Genomic DNA, 25,740 nt, shown 5'->3' with positions numbered 1-25,740 from the left:
TCCTATCTATTAGGAAATTTCTTTGCTTCTATATTAAATATTTCAATTTACTTAGGAAAATTTCCTAAGTAAATTAAAATATGCTTTCATAATTACATAGTAATACTTTATTCTCGGCTAAAAGATTCTTTAGTTTTTCTGATGTGAGAACATTGAGCTCTTCTAACCTTTTTATATTATAAGAACTATTTTCCATTAAAAAGCTATCTACATAAGCTGGATGTGTCATAACCTCTACTATGTCATATTGTTTTTCTATAATATTTTTAAAGGTTTCTACAGAAACATTTTCGCCATAGAATATTCCTTCAAAAGGTACCACTTTATCATAGTTTATTTTATAATTTAAACCACCTCTTATTGGTAAGTCATATTTATCTACAATTTTTTCAATAACTGGTTTTAAAAATTCTAAAGTATGAACATGATGATGAGAGTCTAAGTGTGTAATATTAACTCCAGCATTTATTACTTTTTCAATTTGTGCACAAAATTCATTATACACCTCATCTAAATCTATTTTATCAAGGTTCTTACACTCTGATAAATTTTTATAAAATTCCCCTTTTTCATTTACTATTGTTTTATGTGTTTTTAATATTGGTTTATACGCACTTAATGTAAGGTGAACTCCACAACCTAGTCCCGGATTTTCCCTAATCAGTTCTACCGCATGATTAAATCCAGGCATTCCTGCCATTAAAGTAGCACTTGTTATAATTCCATTTTTATAAGCTTCAATTATTCCATAATTCACAGCTTTGCTATACCCAAAGTCATCACAATTTACAATCAATCTCATAATATTCCCTCCATTTATTTTAATAATAACTTTATTATATTATAACTTAACTATTAAATCTTCTATTAATAGTTAAAATAACTACTATATTAATACTTATTATAAATTACAAAAATAATTATGAAAACAAAGAAATTTCCTATATGTTAGGAAATTTCTTTGTTTTTTTCTATTTAAATATTTTTTTGCTAAATATATAGCTATAACCTGCTCCAAAGAGTATAACATCATACTTATTTTTTATTATTCTATAATTTAATTCTCATATTATTTATATTTACCGATAACTTAATTTAATGTAGAATTTTAGCATTAAAATAAAAAAAGACCTTGAAAATTTATTATTTTCAAGATCTTTTTGGTACGGCGGAGAGGATTCGAACCCCCGACCAACTGGTTCGTAGCCAGCTACTCTATCCAACTGAGCTACCACCGCATATTGTTTTTTAACAATATTTATATTATCATACCTATTTAAATAAATCAAGCAACTAATTGTTGTATATATCCGAAAACTCTATTTCTAACATTTGTATTTTTCCACTATTATCTCTCATACAAAAATCTCTTTCCAAACTATCTTGTTCATCTCCAATTTCTATAGGTAATGTTATTATGAATTCGCTACCATTTCCTAATTGACTTTTTAATTCTATTTCTCCATTCATAGATCTTACTAAATAATTTACTAAATCTAATCCTATTCCACTGCCATAACCGTCTTTTTTGTCCTTCTTAGAGACTTGATAAAATCTATTAAATATTTTCTCTTGATATTCTTGTGATATTCCTGGCCCCTCATCCTTTATAGAAATCCTTATTTTATCTTCTATAACAAGCATATTTATATACACATTTGTGTTACTATATGAAAATTTAATAGCATTTGATATTAAATTCATTATAATTCTATCTATAGCTTCTGGGTCAACTGACATTATACATTCCTCTTCATTAGTATCAAATATAAGTTGAATATCCTTTTGCTTTGCATACTTATCTATACAACTTATAGTTCCCTCAACCATAGATATAATATCTATATTCCTTTTATTTAAAACATAATAATTATTTTCTAACTTTGTTGTATCTATTAAATTATTTATTAGCTTTAACATCTTTAAGCTATTTCTTTTTACCATATTCATATATTCTAATACTTTTTTATCATTAATACATAGACTTCCATAATCTATACATTGCATTATACTTAATATTACATTTAAATGCCCTCTAAGGTCATGAGAAATATTAAGCAAAAAATTTTCCTGCCTACCACTTTTTCCATTTAATTGTGCTATGATACTTATTAATTCTTCTTTTGTAAAATTAAAGTCCCCTTCTAATATAATTTCACTTATGTCTCGTTTATTATCTAATAATCCATTTCCCATAAATTCGTTATTAGCCACCATAATAACTCCCTTCATAACAGCTCTAGATTCTTTCCCTTAAAAACCATATAATAAGTTTACCATATACATTTTTTTCCAACAACATTTTTTTACTTTTTATAGTAAAGTATCTTTTCTTATATAAACATATTTTAAATAATAATTATAAAATATGTTTATATCGTTCCCTCTCTTCTAATTCTATTCATCCAAAGTATTAAATAAACTCCAGCTATTAAAATACTTAAAGAACCTAATGGATAAAATATTCTAATTATTATTGGTAAAGTCATCGAATATATACATAGCTTAAGTACATCTATGTACTTTAAATTTATATTATTAATTTTACTTAATAATAATCCTACCAGTGATAGTATTAATGAATTAAATATATAACTTACATATGTCCCTATAATACTTGCTATAAAAATTATATATTTAAATATCCACATATAATCTAATGATTTTATTAAGCTTTCATTATTTATATTATCTACTAATAACGACATATCACTATATTTATATTCTGCTTTCTGCCCGCCCGTATTAGTATAAATTCCATCTTTCAAAATAACCATTGCCATATCTTTGTGTACAATAATATTTCTTATTGTATCTACATCTTCTAATCCTATATTAGTATCAACTAGAATCATAAACTTTCCTGATTCACTTTTTATAGGAGAGTTTTTAAAATCTAATATACCATCATGTAATTCAAATTCATATTTTTCATTTTCCATTGTCGTTTTAACTAATTTTTGAAATTTACTTATATTAGAAAAGTTAATACATCCTAGTATAGATCCAGCAATTAAACTCAATATTATCGAGTATATTATTGCATGAGAAAATCTCAATATTATCAAGTCATTATATTTTTTAATATTGTATAAACTAATTTTAAATTTATTTATAAAATTTATATTATTTTCTTTCATAATTGCCTCCAATTATTAGTAATTTAACACTTAATAACTATTTTGTCATATTTAGTTATTTTTATAAATAGGCGTTATTTTTTATTGAAATTAAATTTTTAAGATTAATTTTTATAATTTTTGTTAATGATTATAGTATATCTTATAAGGAGGTTACTAAATGTATAGTGCTAAATCCAAACCCAAAAATAAAATTTCTATTTTTATGATTCTTTCAATTATCACTTTATTTATTTTATTAGGATTTGGAACCAATATTTACTTAAATTCTAAATATGAAGAAATAACTAATAGTTTTTATAATTCATTTAATAATTGTGAATTTTTAGAAGCCAAATCTAAATTAAATAATAATAAAATTTTACTAATAAAGAAAAATCAATTAAACTCTGATTTAAATGATTACTTTACAGATATTGTAGATAAATTATGTACTTCTTTATCTAAAAATGAAATTAGTACTAATCAAGTATTAACTGTTTTATCTGAAATTAAAGACTATAATATCCTTAGTTCATCATTAGATAAGCTAATTTTAGCTCTCGATGGTAATGAACCTGAAGCCATAAATTCAAATAATAATGTAGATACTACTATCTCTTCAAATGATGCTTCTAATAATATAAATAAAGATAATTATTTAAACTTAGGTATTTCAGCTTTTAATTCAAAGGACTATCCGGCAGCTATGAAGTACTTTAGTCTTATTCCTAAGTCATTAGAAAATGATTATCAAATTGCCCAAGAATACATATCTGATTGCAAAGCAATTTATAGAGATTACTTAATTGAAAATGCTGATGAATTGACCGCTAATAAATATTATACAAAAGCTATTAACCTTTTATCAGAATACGATTCAAGCCTATTAAGTAAAAGTCAGATAACAGAAATAGAAAATAAAATTAAATCCATTAAACAATTTAGAGAAGAATATCAAGGAGATGATTCAGAATATACTTCTAATGCAATTCTTCAATCTATAACACTTAATAATGTAAATACTTTATCCATTAGTAGTAAAACTAATTATTTTGTTTACTTAAATTTAGAAGAGCAAAAAACTTATGTTTATAAAGGATCAACTAATAATTGGGATTTAGTTAAAGAATTTTCTTGTTCTACAGGACTTCCTGGTAAAGAAACTCCTAAAGGAATATTTGCAGTTACTAATAGGGGTGAATGGTTCTTCTCAGATGAGTTTGGTCAAGGGGGTAAGTATTGGGTTCAATTTATGGGTGATTACTTATTTCACTCTCTTCCTTTTGATGAAACCCAATCAGTTATTTTAGATGATACCCTTGGTACTCCATCTTCTCATGGATGTATAAGATTAAATGTGGAAGATGCTAAATGGTTGTACGATAATGTTGCAAATGATACTAAGATAATAATTAATTAATCTATCTAAACATTTTAAAATAAGTCATATAAAAAGAGAGCTATTCTCACTTTATATGACTTTTATTATTTACAATATTATTATAAATTATATAATTAATTTATAATAATATTATTGATTTTAAAGGCAGGATAACAATGAATATATATATTCCAAATGAAGTTAAATTTATTATAGATACTTTTTATAATAATGGTTTTGAAGCATTCATGGTTGGTGGCTGTGTTAGAGATTCTATTTTAAATAGTTCGCCCAAAGACTATGATATTACTACATCTGCAAAGCCAGAGGATACACTATCTATTTTTGAAAAAACTATTCCTACAGGTATAAACCATGGTACAGTTACTGTGCTTATTAATAATAATTCATATGAAGTTACAACTTATAGAACTGATGGAAATTATTTAGATAATAGACGTCCATCATGCGTCAATTTTGTTACTGATATAAAAGAAGACTTATCTAGAAGAGATTTTACTATAAACGCACTAGCTTATAATAAATCATTTGGGCTTATAGATTATTTTAATGGAATTAATGACATTAGTAAAAAACTTATACGTTGTGTTGGTGATGCAGATAAAAGATTTAAAGAAGATGCCTTAAGAATGCTTCGTGCAATTAGATTTAGTTGTCAATTAAATTTTAAAATTGAAGAAGCAACTTTAAATGCTATTATTAAAAATTCTAAATTAATTAATAATATAAGTAGAGAAAGAATTAGAGATGAGCTTTGTAAGATACTAACTTCTAATAATGCATCTGAAGGTATAAATACGCTTCAAAAAAGCGGGCTTTTAGCTGAAATACTACCTGAAATAAATTCATTAGTTAATTTTAGCCCTCTAAGCATAAATCATAATAGAAATATTTTTGATCATACTCTTAATGTAATTAGCAAAACAAATAATAATCTTATTTTAAGACTTTCAGCTCTTTTACATGATGTAGGAAAATTAAATACCTTAACTCTTCAAGATGATGGTATCTATAGATTTCCAAATCATAATGTTGAAGGCGCTAAAATTTCTAAGGAAATACTAAGAAATTTAAGATTTGATAATTATACTATAAATTCAGTTTCTAAACTTATAGAACACCATCTTGTATTAAAAGTAAATTATATACCAACAAGATATGAAATAAAAAAATTGCTGCTTGAAGTAGGTGAAGATATTATATATCTTTTATTTGATCTTCAAAGTGCTGATATACGCTCCTTAGATAATCCTAAGCCCTTTTTGAAAAAAGTTGATTATATAAAAGATACTGTTTCAGATATACTAAAAAAAAGAGAGCCACTATATATAAGAAATTTAGATATAAATGGTGAAATCTTATTAGAGGAACTTAATTTATCCTCTGGAAAAATAGTTGGCGAAATTTTAAAATATCTATTAGAAAAAGTTTTAGAAAATCCATCACTAAATAAAAAAGAAACTCTAATATTACTATCTAATAATTTTATTAATAAATAAAATTCCCTATAATATAGAAGTTAAAATCTATATTATAGGGTTTCACTTTATAATCTTTTAAACATCTATTTTTATTTCCTTATTTAATCCAAATAAATATAAGTAACTTTCCTTTACTTCTTTTCCTGTTATCTTTTCCACAGCATCTTTATAGTACTTAATTTGTATTCTATACTTATCTAAAATTTCACTTTCTTTACCATACTCAACATAATCAGTCTTATAATCCAATAAAACAATTTTATCATCTTCTTCAAATATACAGTCTATTATACCTTGTAGCCTAACTTTCTCATTTCCATATACATCCTTCGATAAAGTATTATCTATATTTAAACTACTAATTTCAGTATAAAAAGGAAGCTCTCTTTTAACTAACTTGCCTTCATTAAATACTTTTAACATTCTTTTTCCTAAATTACTCTTAAAAAAGCTTATAAAACTAATTCTTTGTATAGCTTTTATTTCTTCTTCAGTAAGTAAATTTTTATCTTTCATAGAATATATTTGAGTATCTATTTCTTCTTTTGTATTAACTTTATTTAAATCTAATTTTTGCATTATAAAGTGTGCTATTGTACCTCTTTCCGATGCTGATAAGCCTCTTTTCTCTTGTAAAAACTTTGGTTTTAAAAATTCTTTATCACTAAAAATATTTACTGTAATGATATCATCATCTTCATTGTTATAAAGAGACCTTTTTAAATCAGATACAGAAACATTACTTGGTAATTTTCCTGATAACTCATATTTATATTTGTAGTTTAATCTTCTTTCAATTTCCTTATCTATATAATCTACATCTGAATTGATAAATAAATCTATTTCTTCATTTTCATCCACAGCTACTTCATTTTTTTCCACAGATAATAAATTTTTAGTCCACATCTTAGTCTTCCATGTTGAAAAGTCATTTATTATTGAACAACTATTTGCTCCAATATATTTTCTGAGCTCTTCTCCGTCTCTATGCTTACATATAGCCATTCCAATCCAATCTAAATAACTCTTTCCTTTTAATACTTCTGATGCTGGAACGATATCCTCATCTAAAGCAGCTGATGAAACCCATCTTGATATTGATTTTTCTAAGTTTTTAGTTGCTCCTGTAATAATTAATTTTTCCTTAGCTCTTGTAAATGCAACATATAGTATTCTCATTTCTTCTGAAAGAGTCTCAAGTAATATTTTCTTCTTTATTGCTTCCTTAGCTAAGGTACTATATGAATTTCTTCTTTCTAAATCAACATAATCTGGTCCAAATCCAAGATCATCATGATATAGAATAGATTTATTTAAATCCATTAAGTTAAATTGCTTACCGAAACCACAAGTAAATACTACTGGAAACTCTAACCCCTTACTTTTATGAATACTCATTATTCTAACAACATCTTCATTTTCACCAAGTATTTTTGCACTTCCCATATCCCCTGATGAATTTCTAAGCTTATTTATAAAGTTAATAAAATTAAATAATCCCTTAAAGCTAGTTTGCTCAAATTGCTTCGCCCTTTGGAATAATATTTTTAAATTTGCTTGTCTTAGCTTACCATTTGGCATAGCACCAACGTAACCATAATAAGCCGTATCCATATAAAGATACCAAATAAACTCATCTATCGGAGTATATATAGACTTATTTCTCCACTTTCCTAAGTTATTTATAAAGACTTTGCATTTATTTTTAAGTTCTTCATTTACTTCATATATATTATCAGAGACACCTTTTATTATTTCATAGAAATATTTTTCTTTATCTAATAATCTAATATCTCCAAGTTCTTCTGCGCTGAAGCTTACTAAAGGAGACCTTAATACAGAAATCATAGGAACATCTTGCATTGGATTGTCTATAACTTTTAGTAATGACATCATTGTTCTTATTTCTATAGTTTCAAAATATCCTGTTCCTGTATCTGCATAAACAGGTATTCCTTCTGATCCAATTTCCTCTAAGAATATTTCCGACCAATTTCTAGTTGCTCTAAGTAATATAACTATATCTTTATATTTTAATGGCCTATATTCTCCGGTTTCTTTATCTAAAACCTTAAATAGCTTTCCTGTATTAAGCTCTGGATTTAGTAATTCTCTTATCCTTCTAGCAACTATCCTTGCCTCTAGTCCTATTGAATCAATATCTTCTTCCTCTTCTACTAAATTATCCCCCTCATATTCTTCTTCTATCTCATTGGTATATTCCCCTGACTTATCAAGAATATGAAGTTCTATTGGTCCTGCAATAATTGTATTATCGTCATTATTTTCTTTGTAACTAGCTCCAAGATTAAGAGCTTCATCATCATTATATTCAAGTTCACCTACAGTCTTAGACATTACTTCTTTAAATATATAATTTACTCCACTAATTACTTCTTCTCTACTTCTAAAATTCTTATATAATTGTATTTTTCTATTTACTTCACTATCTTCTAGTGAATATTTATTATATTTATCTAAAAACAACTCAGGTTTTGCCTGCCTAAATCTATATATGCTTTGCTTGACATCTCCCACCATAAAAACATTTGGATTCTCTAATGTTTTTCTAGAAACTAAATCTATTATTGCTTCCTGAACATTATTAGAATCTTGATATTCATCAACTAGTACTTCATCAAAGTATTCTCTAAATCCATTTGCAACACTAGATGGATTTATATTGTTGTCTTCATCGCTTTTTATTAATATCTTTAAGCATAAATGCTCTAAATCATTAAAATCTAGAATATTTCTTTCTCTCTTCTTTTCCTTAAATCTATTTATAAACTCTAAGGTTAACCTACTTATCATTTTCATATAAGGATATGAATTTTTTATTCCATTTAAAGCATCTTCTATTGTCATTGAAAAACTATCTTCAATTAGTTTTGATGTCTTCTTTTTGATGCTATCCCTTATACTTTTAACTCTTTCTAAATTTTCTTCATCAGAAACCTTATCTTTTTTCACAGATTTTAATCTAGAAAAACTTATACTATTAATAGAGGTATAAAGTTCTCTTATTCCTAAGTTTAATGATTCTTCAACCTTCTTAAACATATCTAAGTCATCTAAGAAAGTTGCTTCATATGGTTCTAAACCTTCAGTGTCTCTTATTATACCTATAGCCTTTTCTAATATTTTAATATATCCAGTTACTTCTATACTTATAGTTTCCTTTAATATACCTATCCATATAGTTTTATTTAATTCTTCTATAGTTTCTATATTAAATCGTTCTGCATTATTAACTAACCACTTTTCTGGCCAAGGTCCACTCATTGAAAATCTATATAAATCAAGTATTATATCTTTTAATCTTTGATCATCTCTTGACCCACTATATGCTTCTATTAGATTTCTAAACTCTATATTTTCGCTTTCATAATAATCTTCAAACATATCATTTATAACTTCTAACTTTAATAATGTATTTTCTGTTTCATCAGCGATTCTAAATGTAGGATCTAAATCTATAACATGATAATAGTTTTTTATGACATCCAAGCAAAATGAATGCATTGTTGTTATATTCGCTCTACTTAGGAGAGTTAATTGTCTTTGAAGCACTTTTGAATTTGGATTCACTTCTAATGCCTTTGATATTGCAGCTGCTATTCTTTCTCTCATTTCTGCTGCTGCTGCAGATGTGAATGTAACAACTAACAATCTATCTATATCAACTGGATTGTTTTCATTAGTTATTATTCTTATAATTCTTTCTACTAAAACTGCTGTCTTTCCTGAACCAGCTGCTGCAGCTACAAGTAAGTTACATCCCCTAGTAGTTATTGCCTTAAGCTGATCTTCAGTCCATTTTGTATCACTCATAATTAGTTGTTACCTCCCTTCTCTACCTCATTTTTTATTAGTTTCCAAGCTTCATCATTACTTTTCTTTAATACCACCTTATATTTATTATTTTCTATTGCTGTATCAAATTGGCATACTGATGAATAGTCACAATAACTACAATATGCTGTACTATTATTTTTGCAAGGTTCTATTTTTATTTCACCGCTTAACATTTCCTCACATATCTCCGACATCTTATCATTAACATATTTTCTTAATATAGCAAATTGTTCTTCAGTTATTACAGAGCTACTTGATGTAAAATTACCATCTCTCTTTATTGCAGCTGGTATTATTAATGAATATGACTCCATGTCATTATCCATAGCCTTAACAACATTTATATCCTTAAGAAGTAATCCACTCATCTTTAATTCCTTTAATATATTATCTTTTATTTCTTCTTCAGTAAGTTGCTTTTTAGATTTTATTATTGGATCATCAATTCTAAAATATAATATAGCCCCTGGCATTGCCTGCTTGTGTAATATATACTTTGAATTTTTTATAAGGGCATCTAAGTAAACCAATAGCTGTATTTGAAGACCATAATAAACTTCTGTTAAGTTAAATCTTTTAGCTCCTGATTTATAGTCGACTATTTTTATATAAGTATTACCATCTAAATCTAAAGTATCAATTCTATCTACTCTTCCAACTAGATATACCGTTTCATTTGATGGTAAATCTATTTTTATTGGTTCTCCATCACTGAATCCTCCAAAAGCAAACTCATTTTTAAAAACTTCAAACTTTCCTTTTCTCATTTGCTCTGATATAACCATAACAGATTTAGTTATAGTTCTCTTAAATCTATCTGCAAAGTATTTATACTTCTTTGTACTATTTAATATTGAGTTTGAATCACCTTCTAACCTTTTATCAACTAATTCGTTCACTATTAACTTACATCTTTCTTTATTTAAATCAGACCATGCAATTTTTTCATTTCTAATTGTATTTGTAAAATCATCTAATACATTATGCATAAATGATCCTAAATCTGGAGCAGAAAATTCATATACTTTTCTATCTTTTGCCTTTAGCCCATACTGAATATAGTAAGAAAAAGGACATTGAGCATATTTTTCTATTCTAGAAACATTAAATATAAGTTTTTTGTTTTCTGATTGATATAACCTCTTTATTTTCTCTCTAGGAATTTTCTCAACTAAATTAGTGTATGTTAATCCCTTAAACATTGTATTTGATTTATTTTTAAATTCTTCATTACTCTCAAACCATTTGAAAGCCTGTTCCCAATATTCATCTACATTCTCTTTTTCAAATTCCATTCTAAGTGCTGAAATAAGTTCATTAAATGTAGGAGTAGGGGCAGTTATTTTGTTAAACTTATCTCTTCTGTCCCTTATATTATAAATTTCACTTTCTTCTACTACATTTGGCAATATTTTTTTTAGCCTTGGAATTATTATAGACGGTCTTAATGATTTACCTTCAAAATCTGCCATAGGGAATGTTATCATTAAATATTCTGAAGGTATAGTTAACGCTGTGTAAACTATAAATTGTTCTTCAAAAGCTCTGCTCTTTGTATCTGAAGCTAATCTTATTCCTATATTTCTTAGAATGTCTCTCTCTCTATCACTTATAATTCCCTCTTCTTTATTTGCAGCTGGTATTACACCATCATTTACTCCTATTAAATATAAAGCTTTTACTTCCCTACCTTTAACTCTTGATATATCACCTATATTTACTTGATCTAAAGACATAGGAATTACTCCTATCTCCTTTTCTTCAAAGCCTGATATAAGTATTTTAGTAAATTCCTTTATATCTAATACTTCATCCCCTAAAACCTCTACAACTTGATCTAGAATTTCTATTACCATTTCAGGAACTTGTATATATTCCTTTATCTTATCCTGAAGGCCAAGTGAATTAAACTCTTCTAACCATCTTTCTAAAGTTTTAAATACATTTAGTTCATTTAAAAACTCATATAAATCTGTTGCAAAATCCTTTACCTTATGCTTTCCCTTTAACTTATTATGTAAATTCATTAAAGGATACCTTATTTCTTCCATAATTTCTATAATTACATTTTCTTCTTCTGAAATATTATCTTTATCATAAAGATCTTTAGTCCATTTATACCCCTTTATTCCATTAGCTAGTATATAATTTTCTAATATATCAATATAATCTCTTTCAACATTTACTAATCCACTTTTTAGATATTTAAATACACTTTCATAAGACCAATTACTTGCTAATATTTCAAGCGATGAAATGATAACTACTACTAATGGGTTATTAAGTATTTCTCTTTTTTTATCTATGAAAAATGGTATATTGTATTCATTAAAAATAACTGTAGATATTTTTTCATACTCATGTATATTTCTACAAACAACAGCTATATCTTTAAATCTATAACCATTATCTCTAACCATTCTTAAGATATCCTTCGCCACAACTTCAATTTCATCATAGCTATTATTTGCCTTATATATTCTTACATTATTATCTTTTCCCTTATACTCTTTAAATGGATAGGTAAAAAAGTGTCTCTCTAAATGTTGTAAGTCTTCACTATTTAAAAACCTATATGAATATCCTTTATTTAAATTAATTGGCTCTAAGTATGATAAATTTTCCTCTTTCATAATTCTTAATATAGAGTTTTCAGTATTTTTTATAGCATCAAATATATCTGTATAATCTACATCAGCGCCTCCACTTAAAGAATCACTACATAAAGTTATGTTTACAACCTTAGCCTTCTTTGCAAGCACTTTTATAACCTCTAATTGTTGAGGTGTAAATGTAGTAAATTCATCTATCCAGATTTCTGCATCATCATAAGTATTACAACCTTTTAATCTCTTTGCTAAAAAGGTTAATTCATCATCTGAATCAATAAAATTTTTATGAAGAATATTATTAAAATTATTATATATTAATTTTAAATCATTCATTTTTTTCTTAAGTTCTTCATCATTTATTTCTTCTTCTTTTGAACTTAATATTTCCGTGGAAATATTATATTTTTTAAATTCTGTTATTATTTTTGATATTATTGATGAAAATCCTTGTTGTTTAGCCATTCTATTAAAGTATTGTAATTCATCAACCTTATCCTTTAATAACTTATAAATAAGCATGTTTCTTCCTGCGTCACTTATTCTAAGCTCTGTTCGTCCACCACATTCTTCTGATACTCTATGAGCCATTCTCTTAAAGCTTAATACTTCTCCTCTTAATAAGCCTTTTTCTGTTACTATATCAAGGAATTTTTTTTCTGTATCAAAAGTATACTGCTCCGGTACTATTAGAATTAATTTGTTTTGACTATCATAATTCTCTATTTTCTTTTTTATTTGCTCAAGGCAAAATCTACTTTTTCCTGTACCTGCCCTTCCAAATATAAATCTTATTCCCATAACCACACTCCTAAAAGTATTCTATATTAAATTATTCCCCTATGTATTGAATAAATTCTTCTTTAAGTAATCCCATAACTATAGTATCTAAATATTTACCACCAATATAATATTTACTTCTTCTTATACCTTCTTCTTTAAAACCACATTTCTTATAACAGTTTATAGCCCTAATATTTTCTTTTACAACTTCTAATTCAATCTTATGGGCTTTCCTTTTATTAAATAGATAATTACATAATGTTCTTATTGAGTCTTTACCATATCCGTTCCCCCAATATCCCTTACCAATAGTTATACCTATTGAATATACATCCCTTGTATAACTATTTTCCTTATAATAAACATAACCTATCATGTCACTATCTTTGGTTACTATAACTAATTCTTTTTTATTTGGTTTTGTAAAATGATGAAATTGACTTCTTATATATTCCTTAGTCATAATTCCTGTATATAAACCATTATACTTAAGTACTTCTTTATCTGCACAAATATCATATAAAATATCTATATCTTCTCTTACTGGATCTCTTAAATATATATTTTCTCCATATACCATACTGCCATCTCCTAATAAAGCTTATACAATATTTTTAAATTTTGTATACTTTAATTATAAATCTATTTTTACAAGCAAAAAAGAGAACAATTAAAAAGAGTTCAATTTTATAATTGAACTCTTTTCTTTTATATAATCTCTACCTCTACTCCATAATGATCAGAGATAATATTTTTATTTCTATCATTAAATATTATATTAGATCTTTTTACATTAACACTTTCATTTGTAAATATTATATCTAGCCTTTTACTTTCTCGTTCGCCTTCCCATCCTGCAATTTCTCCTTGAACTGTTATACCACTATCTTTATCTAATGCAATATTATAAGTGTCAATTAATCCTTTATTTAATAAATAATCATATCCCTCATTTCTAATGAAAGCATTATTATTAATATCCCCCATTATAAAACTTAACTTATTAATCTTACTTACTAGATTATCTACTTGATATTTAAAAGGTTCAGATTCATCATTCCACCAGCCTAAGTGACATGTAAAAAAATCAATACTCTTGTTCTCTATAGCTATAGTACATTTTATTATCTTTCTGCTTTTATAGAAAGTTTTTTCACTACTTTTGGTTATATAAAATGATTCTATGTCTTTAATTTTATGCCTAGTGAGTATAGATAAGCCTTCTTCGTATATATCATATCCTATATGTGAGAAATCCCATACATATTTGTAATTAAACTCTCCCAAGTTATTAAGCTCTTTATTTAGTAGATAAATGAAATTATCTTCTTTTATATCTTCACTAACTATTTTCTTTTGTATACCTTGACTTACCTCTTGAAGTGCTATAACATCATATTGTTTTTCCTTTATTGTTTCTGCCAAATACTTTATTTTTTCTAATTGGTTTTCTTCCATCCATGAATGGCAGTTAAGTGTTAATAACTTCATCTTAAACTCCTAATATATCTTGTATATTTGATTTTAACACATCCGCTTTTGGACCATATATAGCTTGAACTCCCTTATCTTTTAATATAAGTCCTAAAGCTCCATTCCTTTTCCATTCTTTTTCTTCGGCTACTAAATTCATATCTTTAACAGTAACTCTTAATCTTGTCATACATGCATCTATATCTTCTATGTTATCCTTTTCCCCTAATAGTGATATTATCCTAACTGCTTGTAAATCATTTGCTGTATTTAAATTATTATTATTAGATGAAATGTTTGTATCTTCAGTTTCTGAATCTATATAGTTCCCGTTTCGTCCTGGGGTTGGAATATTGAATCTTTTAATTAATACACTAAATATTCCATAATTTAATCCAAAGAATACTAAGCATGCAATTATAAAATTAATTATATCTCTTACTAATCCTGCATTAACCATCATTGGAATTCTTGTCAATAATTCTATAAATCCAAAGGCATGGACTCTTAATTGAATAATATCTGCTAATGCAAAGCCTATACCTGTTATTATAGAATATACTACATATAATATAGGTGATATAAACATAAACATAAATTCAATTGGTTCTGTAACACCAGTTAAAAATACTGCTAACCCGCCGGATAAAAATATTGTCTTATATTTACTTTTTTTATCTGGTTCAACATTCTTATACATTGCAAGTGCTACTCCTAATAATGATGCACTTGAAAGAATAACTTGACCAGCTTTAAACCTTGCTGGAACTATACTAGTTAATAATGTGTTGTATTCTGAGATATTACCTGCATCTTTTAAGTTTATTAAATCACCTATCCATGCTAACCATAATGGATCTTGACCCGCTACTAATGTGCCTGCTGATTGACCTGTTAATATTTGATATACACCACCAAGTTCTGTATAGTTTACTGGAACTGTTAGCATATGATGTAACCCAAATGGTAATAATAAACGTTCTAATGCTCCATATACAAATGGCGCTAAAACTGGTGCTGTGTCTTGTGATTCTGCTAACCAAACTCCAAAGCTATTTAAAGCTCCTTGTATAAATGGCCAAACAATTGATAGTACTATAGCTGTAACCACTGATCCTAGAATAACTACGAAAGGAACAAATCTTTTTCCATTAAAGAAATCTAACGCTTTAGGTAACTTATTGTAATTGTAATATTTATTATATAAAGCTGCACCTAAGAATCCTGCAATTATCCCTACAAATACTCCCATGTTTAATGCTGGAGCACCTAATATATCTGTAAAATAGTTAGCTACAACAAGTTTTGACCCAAATAATGAATTTACTGTTGCTGTTGAATCAGATAGCATACCTGAGTTTACACCAAACATAGCTCCTGTGATACGATTAATTAATATAAACGATAACAATCCAGCAAAAGCACCACCAGCTCTTTCCTTAGCCCAAGATCCTCCTATAGCAACTGCAAACAATACGTGTAAGTTTCCAATTATAGCCCACCCTATATCTTCCATAACCCTTGCAATTGTATCTATTATAGATATATCAGCAGACATCCCTATTAATTTTCCGATAGAAATCATAAGTCCAGCTGCTGGCATAACGGCTACTACAACTAGTAGCGCCTTACCAAACTTTTGCCAAAAATCAAATGATATTAATTTATTATTTTTATTTATTTTTCCCATTACTATTTCTCTCCTTATTAATAGATTTAATCTATTTTGTACATTCTTGCTTCATATGGCTTTAAACTTATATTATTTAATTCAGCATGTCTAGAAACCTTATAATTTGATATCAATAAGTTTTCATATTTTAGTAATTCATCTTTATAATTATATATAGCTGTTTTATTTGTTAAGTTTGTTATTATAATAAACTTTTCATCCTTTAATTCTCTCATATAAGCATATATACTATTATCATCCTTTAATATTAATTTATATTCTCCATATATAACTGCTTTATTATTTTTTCTTATTTTTATCATAGTTTTATAAAAATTAAATATTGAATTTTCATCATTAATTTGCTTTTCAACGTTTATGTCTTTATAATTTTTATTAACTTCTATCCAAGGTTTATTGTTAGAAAATCCTGCATTTTTAGAATCACTCCATTGCATTGGTGTTCTAGAATTATCTCTAGATGTAGCCCATAAATGTTTAATACATTCTTCCTCACTAAATCCATTTTCTCTCATTTCAATATAAGCGTTTATACTCTTTATATCATTGTACTTATCTACAGATGAATATTTTACATTTGTCATTCCAATTTCTTGTCCTTGATAAATAAATGGAGTTCCTTGCTGCATAAAATACATTAATCCTAATGCTGTTGCACTTTCTCTCCAATATTCATTATCACTCCCCCATGTTGATACAACTCTAGGTATATCATGATTTTCTATGAATAATGCATTCCATCCCTTATTATTTAATCCATTTTGCCATCTAGTTAATATGTCTTTGCATTCCTTTACATTAAATGTTTGATTATCTTCATTATTCCATAAATCCAAATGTTCAAATTGAAAGACCATATTGAATTTACCTTTTTCTTCTCCAACCCACTCTTCTGCTTCTTCAGCCTTTACCCCATTAGCTTCCGCTACTGTCATAACATCATATTTTGCAAATGTATTTTCAGTTAACTCATCTAAAAAATCATGTATCCCTTCAACATTCATGTGCTTTTCAAAGCAACTTACATATCTATTACCTTCTACATTAGGCATATCACTAAATTCTATATCTTTCTTTATATGGCTTATGGCATCTATTCTAAATCCATCTATCCCTTTATCAAGCCACCAGTTTACCATCTTATATATTTCTTTTCTTACCTCATCATTTTCCCAATTTAAATCCGGTTGCCTTTTAGTAAACAAATGTAAGAAATACTCATCAGTATGTTCGTCATATTCCCATGCTGATCCTTTAAAAATACTTTCCCAATTATTAGGCTCTGATTCATTTTTACCTTTTCTCCAAATATACCAATCCCTTTTTGGATTATCCTTTGATGACTTTGATTCTATAAACCACTTATGTTCATCACTAGTATGATTAATTACTAAATCTATTATTAGCTTCATCTTTCTTTTATGAGTTTCCATTAATAATTCATTAAAATCGTCCATAGTTCCAAAATCATTCATTATATCTTGATAATCACTTATATCATAACCATTGTCATCATTAGGTGACTTATACATTGGACAAATCCAAATAACATCTATACCTAAATTTTTTAAATAATCTAACTTTGATATTATTCCTTTTAAATCTCCTATTCCATCGTTATTATAGTCCATAAAACTTCTTGGATATATTTGATATGCTACTACTTCTTTCCACCAAACTTTCTTCATATTTTCCTCCAGTTTAATCAAGTTAATTGTGCAACCGTTTGCCTAAAATGGTTTAAAATATGTGTACAGATATATCTGTACACATTATTCTATTTACTTTCTAAAATAGCTAGTGCTGCTGCACCTAAAACGCCTGCTTGATTACCTAAAACAGCTTTTTCTACATTACAATGATTATAAATTGTTTTTAGGCATCTTCTTTCCATTTCCTCTTCTATTTTATCAAATACAATCCTTCCGGCTTCACTTACTCCACCGCCAATAACAATTTTATCTGGATCAAATGTATTTGCTAAATTAGCAACAGTTATTCCTAAATAAGATAATGCATCATTTAATATATCCTTTGAAACTTTATCTCCCTTTTCTGCTTCTAAAAATACTTCTTTAGCTGTTACTTGATCGTAACTATTTAATGATGTTTCTACTTTACTTTCTAGTGCTTCTTTCGCTCTTTTCATAATCGCTGTTCCTGACGCAACTGCTTCTGCACATCCTGTATTACCGCATCCGCATCTAGGACCACCCTTCATTACAGTAGTATGTCCTACTTCTAATGCGTTTGACGTACTGCCTCTGAATAAGCTGCCATTTATTATGGCTCCTCCACCTATTCCAGTGCTTACAGTAATGAAAACCATGTTTTTACTTCCCTTACCTGCGCCAAACATAAATTCACTTAATGTAGCTACATTTGCATCATTGTCTAAGTAAGTATCTAATTTATATCTATCTTTTATAGGCTGAACTATATTAAAATTCTTAAATGGTAAATTAGGAGTGTAAACTATTAACCCTTTTTCAACATCTAAAGGTCCTGGAGAACCTATACCTATTGCTTTAACTTCATTTATGTCTGTTCCTTCTAATACATCATCTATTGTTTTTAATAATTTTTCTAAAACTACAGTTTCACCCTTATTAGCTTCAGTTTTAACAGTGACTTCCTTTATTATAGATCCTTCTAAATCAACTAAAGCAGTGTATATTTTAGTTCCACCTAAATCAACACCTACTACATATTTTTTTTCCATTTCAATCCCCCTAGATATAAACTTAATTTTATTTCTCTCATCATGATAGACATAGTATATCATTTTGAGAAACTGTTTACAATAATTTTAACATTCAAATTAATCCAAAATTTTGATTTAATTTGAATTATCTTTATATTTCTCTACTATTTAAAGCTTATTGTGCAAGCGATTGCACTTATTTGAAACTTAAACTTTTTTTATAGAGTCTCTTTCTATTAATTTTGTTTCTATTATATATGAATTTTGGCTATTACCTTTTTCCTCTAGTTTATCTATAATAAGTTTTGATGCATAAAACCCTAGCTTTTCTGAATTAATGTCTACAGAGGATAATGAAGGATTTTGATACTCTGACATTGGTATGTTATTAAATCCTACAACTGATATATCCTTTATTTCAAGCTTATTTAAAACTTCTTGAACTCCAAATGCAAGCAAATCATCTGTTGCTACTATGGCTGTTGGCTTATTTGGGCTTAGAATCCTATCTGCCGCGAAACTTCCATTGCTTTGCGTAAATTCTTCTGCTTCATAGACCAAATCACCTTTTACTTCTATACCATTATCTAGTAATGCTTGCTTATATCCTCTTAATCTATCTTTAGACACATTTAAATTAGACTTTGCACCAATAAAAGCTATATTTTGGTGGCCATAATCTATAAGCGTTTGTACTAGATCATACATAGCCTTTACATTATCATTATCTACCCATAATACATTATTAATTTCATCTGGTCTTCCTATAACTACAAATGGGAATTCTATATCGTTTAAATACTTTATTGTATCATCATTTTCTTTAGAATTTAATAAACAGATTCCATCGACTAAATTGCTGTCTATAAACTTATTAAACCATTCCTTATCATCTTTTTCTTCTTGCTTAAAAGCATACATTATATAGTAGTTTTCTTTCTGGGCATATATACTTATTCCTTTCATAGCTTGAACAAAAAATGGATTTGAAAATATATCCTCTGCTTCTTTTGGCAATATTACAGCTAAAATTCTTGTTTTACTATTAGCAAGTCCCCTTGCAATTATATTTGGAGTATAATTTAATTTCTTTATTGCTTCGTTTACTCTTTCTTTAGTTTTATCACTTATTTTATGGCTATTAGATAATACTCTAGAAACTGTTGATGTTGCAACATTTGCTTCCCTAGCTACATCTTTAATTGTAACTTTCATCTTATCTTCCCCCTAAAAAGTACTTAATAAAATTATAGTATATTTCATATGTAAAATAAATCTATTTCTCTAGTATTACATTTATAAAAATATTTTATAATTATCTTTTTTTATTTTATGCTTTTTTATTTATGAATAAAAAAAAACACCTAACATTGTTAGATGTTTTCTGGCGGAGAAACCGGGATTTGAACCCGGGCGCCAGTTACCCGACCTACGCCCTTAGCAGGGGCGCCTCTTCAGCCACTTGAGTATTTCTCCATGTGCCTTCTTTTAAAATTTTATGGCGGAGAGAGTGGGATTTGAACCCACGGTACCCGCAAAGGTACGCCGGTTTTCAAGACCGGTGCCTTAAGCCAGCTCGACCATCTCTCCATCTTATGTCCTGCGACAAATATTATTATAACAACCACTATATATATTGTCAATTATTATTTTAAATTTTTTAGTGTTTTTATAACATAATAACTTTTTAGTAAACTAATTTTAAATTTATAATAGCTTTTCAATAAAATATTATATTTTTTATTAGACTCTTTTGTATTTATGGTGCTATTTATAATTCTAATTATTATATAAGTTATAATAAAAGCATCTAAGAAACCTTAGATGCTTTTATGGCGGAGAGAGTGGGATTTGAACCCACGGTACCCGCAAAGGTACGCCGGTTTTCAAGACCGGTGCCTTAAGCCAGCTCGACCATCTCTCCATACTCCGTCTAACGACAAATATTATTATAGCAATGACATTATAGATTGTCAATTATAAATTTATATATTTTTATTATATTAATATAATAAAAATATAGGCTAAATCTAATAAATCAGATTTAGCCCTTAAACTCTAAAACTATTTAATTACTTTCATGTTTCCCATGTATGGTTGAAGAGCCGTTGGAATATTAACTGAACCATCTTCATTTAAGTTATTCTCTAAGAATGCTATTAACATTCTTGGTGGTGCAACAACTGTATTATTCAATGTATGAGCAAAATATTTCCCATCTTTAGAATTTACACGAATCTTTAAGCGACGAGCTTGTGCATCTCCTAAGTTTGAACAACTTCCTACTTCAAAATATTTCTTTTGTCTTGGTGACCAAGCTTCAACATCTACTGACTTGACTTTAAGGTCTGCTAAATCTCCAGAACAGCATTCTAAAGTTCTAACTGGTATATCTAAAGAACGGAATAAATCTACAGTATTCACCCATAACTTTTCGTACCACTCCATGCTTTCTTCTGGTTTACATACAACTATCATTTCTTGTTTTTCAAATTGATGTATTCTATACACGCCTCTTTCTTCTATTCCATGAGCTCCCTTTTCTTTTCTAAAACAAGGAGAATAACTTGTTAATGTTTGTGGTAATGACTCTTCAGGTAATATAGTATCTATATACTTACCTATCATAGAGTGTTCACTTGTTCCAATTAGATACAAATCTTCACCTTCAATTTTATACATCATAGCATCCATTTCAGCAAAACTCATAACACCGGTTACAACCTCACTACGAATCATATATGGAGGAATACAATAAGTAAATCCACGATCTATCATAAAATCTCTAGCATATGAAATTATTGCTGAATGAAGTCTTGCAACATTACCCATTAAGTAATAAAACCCACTTCCAGCTACTTTTCTAGCACTATCTAAATCTAATCCACTTAATTTTTCCATTATATCTGTATGATATGGAACTTCAAAATTAGGTACCCTTGGTTCTCCAAAGCGTTCAACTTCTACATTTTCACTATCATCTTTACCAACAGGAACACTTGGATCAATTATATTTGGTAAAGTCATCATTATTGTATTAACTCTTTCAGCTAATTCTACTTCTTTAACTTCTAACTCAGCTAAACGTTCTGAATTTTCAGTTACCCTTTCTTTTATTTCTTCTGCTTCTTCTCTTTTTCCTTGAGCCATTAAAGTTCCTATTTGTTTTGAAAGCTTATTTCTATCAGCTCTTAAAGCTTCTGCTTGTTGTTTAGCTTCTCTAAGATTTTTATCTAGCTCTATAACCTCATCTACTAGTGGAAGCTTGCTATCTTGAAACTTATTTTTTATATTTTTCTTAACTATCTCTGGATTTTCTCTTACAAATTTTAAATCTAACATATGTATACCTCCTAATAATTTATGTTCATTAATTTTTTCAATAAAAAAAGAACCTTTCCCCTAAAGGGACGAAAGATTCCGCGTTGCCACCCTAATTAATAGTATTATGAAATACTATTCTCTTTAATAAATTTAACGGTTTAAGCCGTACTGCTCATCGCAATCCCTCCAAGGTGGATTCATAACATACTATTATCGATTTGCACCAAACATCGACTCTCTTAAAATAAATAATGTTATTACTAGCCTTTTCAGCAGTTTATTTTTATTTACTCTTAATATATTATAAAAAAATATATATGTCAATATTTTACTAAGTTGATTTATATATATTGTTATACATTCTTGTTATATTTATTCGTTATTTATATCTTTTGTACTTATAATATCAATATCTGTATTTAATATATTTTTACAGATTATACTTCCTGATTTTATAGGTACACTAACATATATTCTAGCTAATACCTTAGATAATTCTAACCATAAGCCTTTTTCAACCTCTTTGCTAGATCTTACAGGAACAACTTTATGTCTATCATTTCCTTTTACTCTAACTATAGATGTAAATATATCCTTTCCCATATTTTTATCTTGTGAATTATACATCTTTAAACTCCTTTATTCTACTTGAAATAACCTTAGAATTCTTAGAATCATCAACTATATCTGTTATATTTTTATCTAGTTCTCTTGCTAAAATATTTACTATTTTCTCATAACAATAAGATCCATGACAGCTTCCAAAACCTGATCCTGTTCTCCTTTTTACCCCTTCTACTGTTCTAGCTCCTAATGGTCTTCTTATACAATCTACAATCTCTCCTTCTGATATACTATTACATATACATATTATCTTGCCATACCTCTCATCTAAATCTATTATTTCATTTGCTTCCTTTTTTCCAAGCTCTCTAAATTTATAAACCTCTCTTCTCTTATCTATAAAATTCTTTTTCAATGTACAATTTAAATTATTAGCTATAGTATCACAAAGCATTTTAGCAATTGCTGGTGCAATTGTTATTTTACCATAATGTGTACCTGTAACTCTTATATATCCTTTATCTATTTCGCTATCGTCTATAAGCATTGAATCCTTATTATACGCTTCTCTAAATAGATTGTTTATATTATTTTTATCTAAACCTCTTAATAGTTTATTTGCATATATTAAATTATCTTCTAGACTTGTTTTTTCTGTACTTTTTATTCCTATTAATGATCCTGTAGTAGTTGTAGGAGAACTTATTATAAATGTATTTTTATCTAGTGTTTCAATAATTATCTTATTTAGTTTATTTTTATAATTGTCATCTACTAATAAATAACTCATATTTTTAAAATAAGATTCATCACTAACAAATTCTTTATCTTCTACCTTTCCATTTTCTCTTATATATATTTCATGTGGAATTGTATTAACAACAACTTTACAAGTAAACTTGTTTTTATTTGTAGTTACTCTAAACCCCTTAGCTAAATTTTGTATATTCAAAACCTCTTCTTCTAACCTAAAATTAACGCCGTTATCTGCTGCAACTTCGGCATATGCTATTGCTAAATCATAAGGAGCAACAATTGCTATGTTTTCAGAATATAACCCCTTTTTTATATCAGAATTTATATTAGGTTCAATATCGTACACATCCTTATCATCTATTAAATAAACACCATCTATACCTCTCTTTTTAGCTCTATCATACATTTCCTCAAGTTTTTTAACTCCATTATCATCACTTACTACCCTTAATGCACCAATTTTTTTAAATGGAACTTTAAATTTTTCACATGTTTCCTGCATTATTGAATTACCTATATACTCAAGTCCTGCCATAACATCATCTGAGGTCTCGGACCCATCATATACAATGGATGTATTCACAAATGATATATCATCAGCTATATCATAATCCCTTTCTATTAATGCAATATTAAAATTATATTTTGATAACTCATATGCAACAGAACAACCTATTATTCCTCCACCTAATATAAGAATATCATAATCCATAGTTTACCACTCCCATACTCTATAGTAAAAAACCTTTTTCTTTTAATTCTTTTTTTATAGCTTTAATATCTTCTTCACTATCTGCTGCTATTGTATGAAGGTGAACTCCATTAGTTAAATTTGAAAGAGGTTTTGCATTTTTTCGCTTAAATTCATTTTCAAACTTGTTTAAATCATTTAAATTTTTTATCATTAAATTTCCTCTTATTTCTCCGTACAAAGGATGATCTATAATAACATCCTCTATTATTCCTCCATATTTAACTACTATTTCTAATTCATCTATTGTTTTGTTACTTTCATGATTCACTGCAATTATAGCCTTTATCTTATTTGTACTTTTGTTGTAAATATATCCATCAGGCGTTGCTATTATATTCTTTCCTGCTGCTCTAAGTATAGCTATATCTTTTACTATAATTTGTCTTGTAACATTAAATAATGAAGCAAGTTCAGTACCCTTTATAGCTTTATTTTTTTCAATAAGTAATTTTATAATTTCTTCTCTTCTCTCTATAGATCCCATAAATTCACCTCCATATTAGTTTTTATCATCACAAGCACTTATAATATTGAGTATATCATTATCCTCAATTTTATTTTTATTATGATGATATCTAACCACTTGTAAAAACTCTTTATCATAATTAAACTTTTTCAGAATTTCTTGCCCTATTTTAGGATGATTATAATATATGTCTATTTGCTTAATATTATCATATTTTTTTATCTTTCCTTTAGTAGTCTTATCTAATAAAACTACCATTGATTTTTCCATCAAACTTAAAGGTCTTATGCTCTTACCAACATCATGTAGCAATGCTGCCTTTCCTAACTTATAAACATCTACATCTATATTTAACTCTTTTCTCATTTTTATTGAATCTTTACAAACCCTTATACAATGATGCTTATCATTATGCTTTAGTTTATTAAATACCTTAATCTCATCATCATTTAAAAACTTACTTATATATTCGTAATCTATATCTTTAAATAATGAGGTAAATCCCCAAATAAATTGTTTTATCCTATAAAAAGCCATTCTACTCACCCTTATTTAGTATATATAAAAATAATAACATTATATATTTTTATTAGCAATTATATAGTTTTATAAACAAAAAAAGCCACGAAATAAATCGTAGCTTGGTGGAGGTAAAGGGATTCGAACCCTTGACCCCTTGCGTGCAAGGCAAGTGCTCTCCCAACTGAGCTATACCCCCATAAAAAAAATAACCTGGCAACGTTCTACTCTC

18 protein-coding genes, 5 tRNA genes and 1 other annotated feature are annotated in these 25,740 nt (G+C 27.5%); of the genes, 2 read left to right on the top strand and 21 right to left on the bottom strand.

All coding sequences use genetic code 11. The features are described 5' to 3' along the window. Positions 1 to 73: 73 nt before the first annotated feature. The 4 genes from chbG to AAT22_RS07350 all read right to left on the bottom strand — a co-directional run bounded on the left by chbG (position 74) and on the right by AAT22_RS07350 (position 3,140). Positions 74 to 802 (bottom strand): chitin disaccharide deacetylase, encoded by a 729-nt coding sequence (gene chbG / locus AAT22_RS07365; RefSeq protein ID WP_084820733.1) that lies wholly within the window; start codon positions 800 to 802, stop codon positions 74 to 76. A gap of 359 nt (positions 803 to 1,161) precedes the next feature. After that, a tRNA-Arg gene (locus tag AAT22_RS07360) sits at positions 1,162 to 1,238 on the bottom strand. A gap of 55 nt (positions 1,239 to 1,293) precedes the next feature. Continuing rightward, positions 1,294 to 2,232 carry a HAMP domain-containing sensor histidine kinase gene (locus AAT22_RS07355; RefSeq protein ID WP_040436638.1) on the bottom strand — a complete coding sequence of 313 codons (939 nt, stop codon included), beginning with the start codon at positions 2,230 to 2,232 and terminating at the stop codon, positions 1,294 to 1,296. 140 nt (positions 2,233 to 2,372) lie between these two features. Further along, entirely contained in the window at positions 2,373 to 3,140 is a 768-nt protein-coding gene (locus tag AAT22_RS07350; RefSeq protein ID WP_047000749.1) for a DUF1189 family protein, read from the bottom strand. Between the two features lie 160 nt (positions 3,141 to 3,300). Between AAT22_RS07350 and AAT22_RS07345 the strand changes: the two genes are divergently transcribed. Next, on the top strand, positions 3,301 to 4,542 hold the full coding sequence (locus tag AAT22_RS07345; RefSeq protein WP_047000748.1) for a L,D-transpeptidase: 1,242 nt from the start codon (positions 3,301 to 3,303) through the stop codon (positions 4,540 to 4,542). Between the two features lie 137 nt (positions 4,543 to 4,679). Next, complete coding sequence (locus AAT22_RS07340; RefSeq protein WP_016207008.1) at positions 4,680 to 6,023, top strand: CCA tRNA nucleotidyltransferase; 1,344 nt, start codon at positions 4,680 to 4,682, stop codon at positions 6,021 to 6,023. A gap of 57 nt (positions 6,024 to 6,080) precedes the next feature. On the opposite strand, the gene addA is transcribed toward AAT22_RS07340, so the two are convergent. The 17 genes from addA to AAT22_RS07255 all read right to left on the bottom strand — a co-directional run bounded on the left by addA (position 6,081) and on the right by AAT22_RS07255 (position 25,707). Beyond that, positions 6,081 to 9,839 (bottom strand): helicase-exonuclease AddAB subunit AddA, encoded by a 3,759-nt coding sequence (addA, locus tag AAT22_RS07335; RefSeq protein ID WP_047000747.1) that lies wholly within the window; start codon positions 9,837 to 9,839, stop codon positions 6,081 to 6,083. A gap of 2 nt (positions 9,840 to 9,841) precedes the next feature. Further along, complete coding sequence (gene addB, locus AAT22_RS07330; RefSeq protein ID WP_047000746.1) at positions 9,842 to 13,273, bottom strand: helicase-exonuclease AddAB subunit AddB; 3,432 nt, start codon at positions 13,271 to 13,273, stop codon at positions 9,842 to 9,844. 31 nt (positions 13,274 to 13,304) lie between these two features. After that, a complete protein-coding gene (locus AAT22_RS07325; protein ID WP_016207010.1) occupies positions 13,305 to 13,835 on the bottom strand; it encodes a GNAT family protein in 531 nt (176 codons plus the stop codon). Positions 13,836 to 13,963: 128 nt separating this feature from the next. Next, positions 13,964 to 14,746, bottom strand: a complete 783-nt coding sequence (locus AAT22_RS07320; protein ID WP_047000745.1) for an endonuclease/exonuclease/phosphatase family protein — start codon at positions 14,744 to 14,746, stop codon at positions 13,964 to 13,966. A 1-nt stretch (position 14,747) separates the two neighbouring features. Further along, a complete protein-coding gene (locus AAT22_RS07315; RefSeq protein ID WP_047000744.1) occupies positions 14,748 to 16,418 on the bottom strand; it encodes a PTS transporter subunit IIBC in 1,671 nt (556 codons plus the stop codon). 26 nt (positions 16,419 to 16,444) lie between these two features. Then, the gene (locus AAT22_RS07310; protein WP_047000743.1) at positions 16,445 to 18,109 is read right to left on the bottom strand and encodes an alpha-glucosidase; all 1,665 of its coding nucleotides are present in this window, start codon (positions 18,107 to 18,109) and stop codon (positions 16,445 to 16,447) included. Between the two features lie 89 nt (positions 18,110 to 18,198). Further along, complete coding sequence (locus tag AAT22_RS07305) at positions 18,199 to 19,143, bottom strand: ROK family protein (protein WP_016207013.1); 945 nt, start codon at positions 19,141 to 19,143, stop codon at positions 18,199 to 18,201. A 189-nt stretch (positions 19,144 to 19,332) separates the two neighbouring features. Next, positions 19,333 to 20,340: a LacI family DNA-binding transcriptional regulator gene (locus tag AAT22_RS07300; protein WP_016207014.1), complete on the bottom strand. Its 1,008-nt coding sequence runs from the start codon at positions 20,338 to 20,340 to the stop codon at positions 19,333 to 19,335. 170 nt (positions 20,341 to 20,510) lie between these two features. Further along, positions 20,511 to 20,601, bottom strand: a tRNA-Ser gene (locus tag AAT22_RS07295). A gap of 23 nt (positions 20,602 to 20,624) precedes the next feature. Next, a tRNA-Ser gene (locus AAT22_RS07290) sits at positions 20,625 to 20,715 on the bottom strand. 243 nt (positions 20,716 to 20,958) lie between these two features. Continuing rightward, positions 20,959 to 21,049: transfer RNA gene (locus tag AAT22_RS07285), tRNA-Ser, on the bottom strand. Between the two features lie 140 nt (positions 21,050 to 21,189). Continuing rightward, complete coding sequence (gene serS, locus AAT22_RS07280; RefSeq protein WP_047000742.1) at positions 21,190 to 22,467, bottom strand: serine--tRNA ligase; 1,278 nt, start codon at positions 22,465 to 22,467, stop codon at positions 21,190 to 21,192. A 61-nt stretch (positions 22,468 to 22,528) separates the two neighbouring features. Continuing rightward, positions 22,529 to 22,731: a binding site (T-box leader), on the bottom strand. Positions 22,732 to 22,821: 90 nt separating this feature from the next. Next, positions 22,822 to 23,076 carry a DUF1667 domain-containing protein gene (locus AAT22_RS07275; RefSeq protein ID WP_016207016.1) on the bottom strand — a complete coding sequence of 85 codons (255 nt, stop codon included), beginning with the start codon at positions 23,074 to 23,076 and terminating at the stop codon, positions 22,822 to 22,824. After that, the gene (locus AAT22_RS07270; RefSeq protein ID WP_047000741.1) at positions 23,069 to 24,481 is read right to left on the bottom strand and encodes an FAD-dependent oxidoreductase; all 1,413 of its coding nucleotides are present in this window, start codon (positions 24,479 to 24,481) and stop codon (positions 23,069 to 23,071) included. Before AAT22_RS07270 ends, AAT22_RS07275 begins: the two co-directional genes overlap by 8 nt. 19 nt (positions 24,482 to 24,500) lie before the next feature. Beyond that, positions 24,501 to 25,007 carry a transcription repressor NadR gene (locus tag AAT22_RS07265; RefSeq protein WP_047000740.1) on the bottom strand — a complete coding sequence of 169 codons (507 nt, stop codon included), beginning with the start codon at positions 25,005 to 25,007 and terminating at the stop codon, positions 24,501 to 24,503. 15 nt (positions 25,008 to 25,022) lie between these two features. Continuing rightward, on the bottom strand, positions 25,023 to 25,526 hold the full coding sequence (locus tag AAT22_RS07260) for an HDIG domain-containing metalloprotein (protein ID WP_047000739.1): 504 nt from the start codon (positions 25,524 to 25,526) through the stop codon (positions 25,023 to 25,025). Positions 25,527 to 25,631: 105 nt separating this feature from the next. After that, a tRNA-Ala gene (locus tag AAT22_RS07255) sits at positions 25,632 to 25,707 on the bottom strand. Positions 25,708 to 25,740 lie beyond the last annotated feature (33 nt).

It is taken from the genome of Clostridium sp. C8 (assembly GCF_001010885.1).
Lineage (GTDB): Bacteria > Bacillota > Clostridia > Clostridiales > Clostridiaceae > Clostridium > Clostridium sartagoforme.
Note: the sequence above shows the minus strand (reverse complement) of the source record. Positions and strands in the feature narration are given on the sequence as shown.

Coding starts and splice junctions, on each gene's coding strand:
- serS (WP_047000742.1), bottom strand. CDS start 22,467: ATGTTAGATTTAAAATTTGTAAGAGAAAATCCAGAGATAGTTAAGAAA.
- AAT22_RS07345 (WP_047000748.1), top strand. CDS start 3,301: ATGTATAGTGCTAAATCCAAACCCAAAAATAAAATTTCTATTTTTATG.
- chbG (WP_084820733.1), bottom strand. CDS start 802: ATGAGATTGATTGTAAATTGTGATGACTTTGGGTATAGCAAAGCTGTG.
- AAT22_RS07315 (WP_047000744.1), bottom strand. CDS start 16,418: ATGGGAAAAATAAATAAAAATAATAAATTAATATCATTTGATTTTTGG.
- addB (WP_047000746.1), bottom strand. CDS start 13,273: ATGGGAATAAGATTTATATTTGGAAGGGCAGGTACAGGAAAAAGTAGA.
- AAT22_RS07270 (WP_047000741.1), bottom strand. CDS start 24,481: ATGGATTATGATATTCTTATATTAGGTGGAGGAATAATAGGTTGTTCT.
- AAT22_RS07305 (WP_016207013.1), bottom strand. CDS start 19,143: ATGGAAAAAAAATATGTAGTAGGTGTTGATTTAGGTGGAACTAAAATA.
- AAT22_RS07350 (WP_047000749.1), bottom strand. CDS start 3,140: ATGAAAGAAAATAATATAAATTTTATAAATAAATTTAAAATTAGTTTA.
- AAT22_RS07260 (WP_047000739.1), bottom strand. CDS start 25,526: ATGGCTTTTTATAGGATAAAACAATTTATTTGGGGATTTACCTCATTA.
- AAT22_RS07310 (WP_047000743.1), bottom strand. CDS start 18,109: ATGAAGAAAGTTTGGTGGAAAGAAGTAGTAGCATATCAAATATATCCA.
- AAT22_RS07320 (WP_047000745.1), bottom strand. CDS start 14,746: ATGAAGTTATTAACACTTAACTGCCATTCATGGATGGAAGAAAACCAA.
- AAT22_RS07275 (WP_016207016.1), bottom strand. CDS start 23,076: ATGTATAATTCACAAGATAAAAATATGGGAAAGGATATATTTACATCT.
- addA (WP_047000747.1), bottom strand. CDS start 9,839: ATGAGTGATACAAAATGGACTGAAGATCAGCTTAAGGCAATAACTACT.
- AAT22_RS07355 (WP_040436638.1), bottom strand. CDS start 2,232: ATGAAGGGAGTTATTATGGTGGCTAATAACGAATTTATGGGAAATGGA.
- AAT22_RS07265 (WP_047000740.1), bottom strand. CDS start 25,007: ATGGGATCTATAGAGAGAAGAGAAGAAATTATAAAATTACTTATTGAA.
- AAT22_RS07340 (WP_016207008.1), top strand. CDS start 4,680: ATGAATATATATATTCCAAATGAAGTTAAATTTATTATAGATACTTTT.
- AAT22_RS07325 (WP_016207010.1), bottom strand. CDS start 13,835: ATGGTATATGGAGAAAATATATATTTAAGAGATCCAGTAAGAGAAGAT.
- AAT22_RS07300 (WP_016207014.1), bottom strand. CDS start 20,340: ATGAAAGTTACAATTAAAGATGTAGCTAGGGAAGCAAATGTTGCAACA.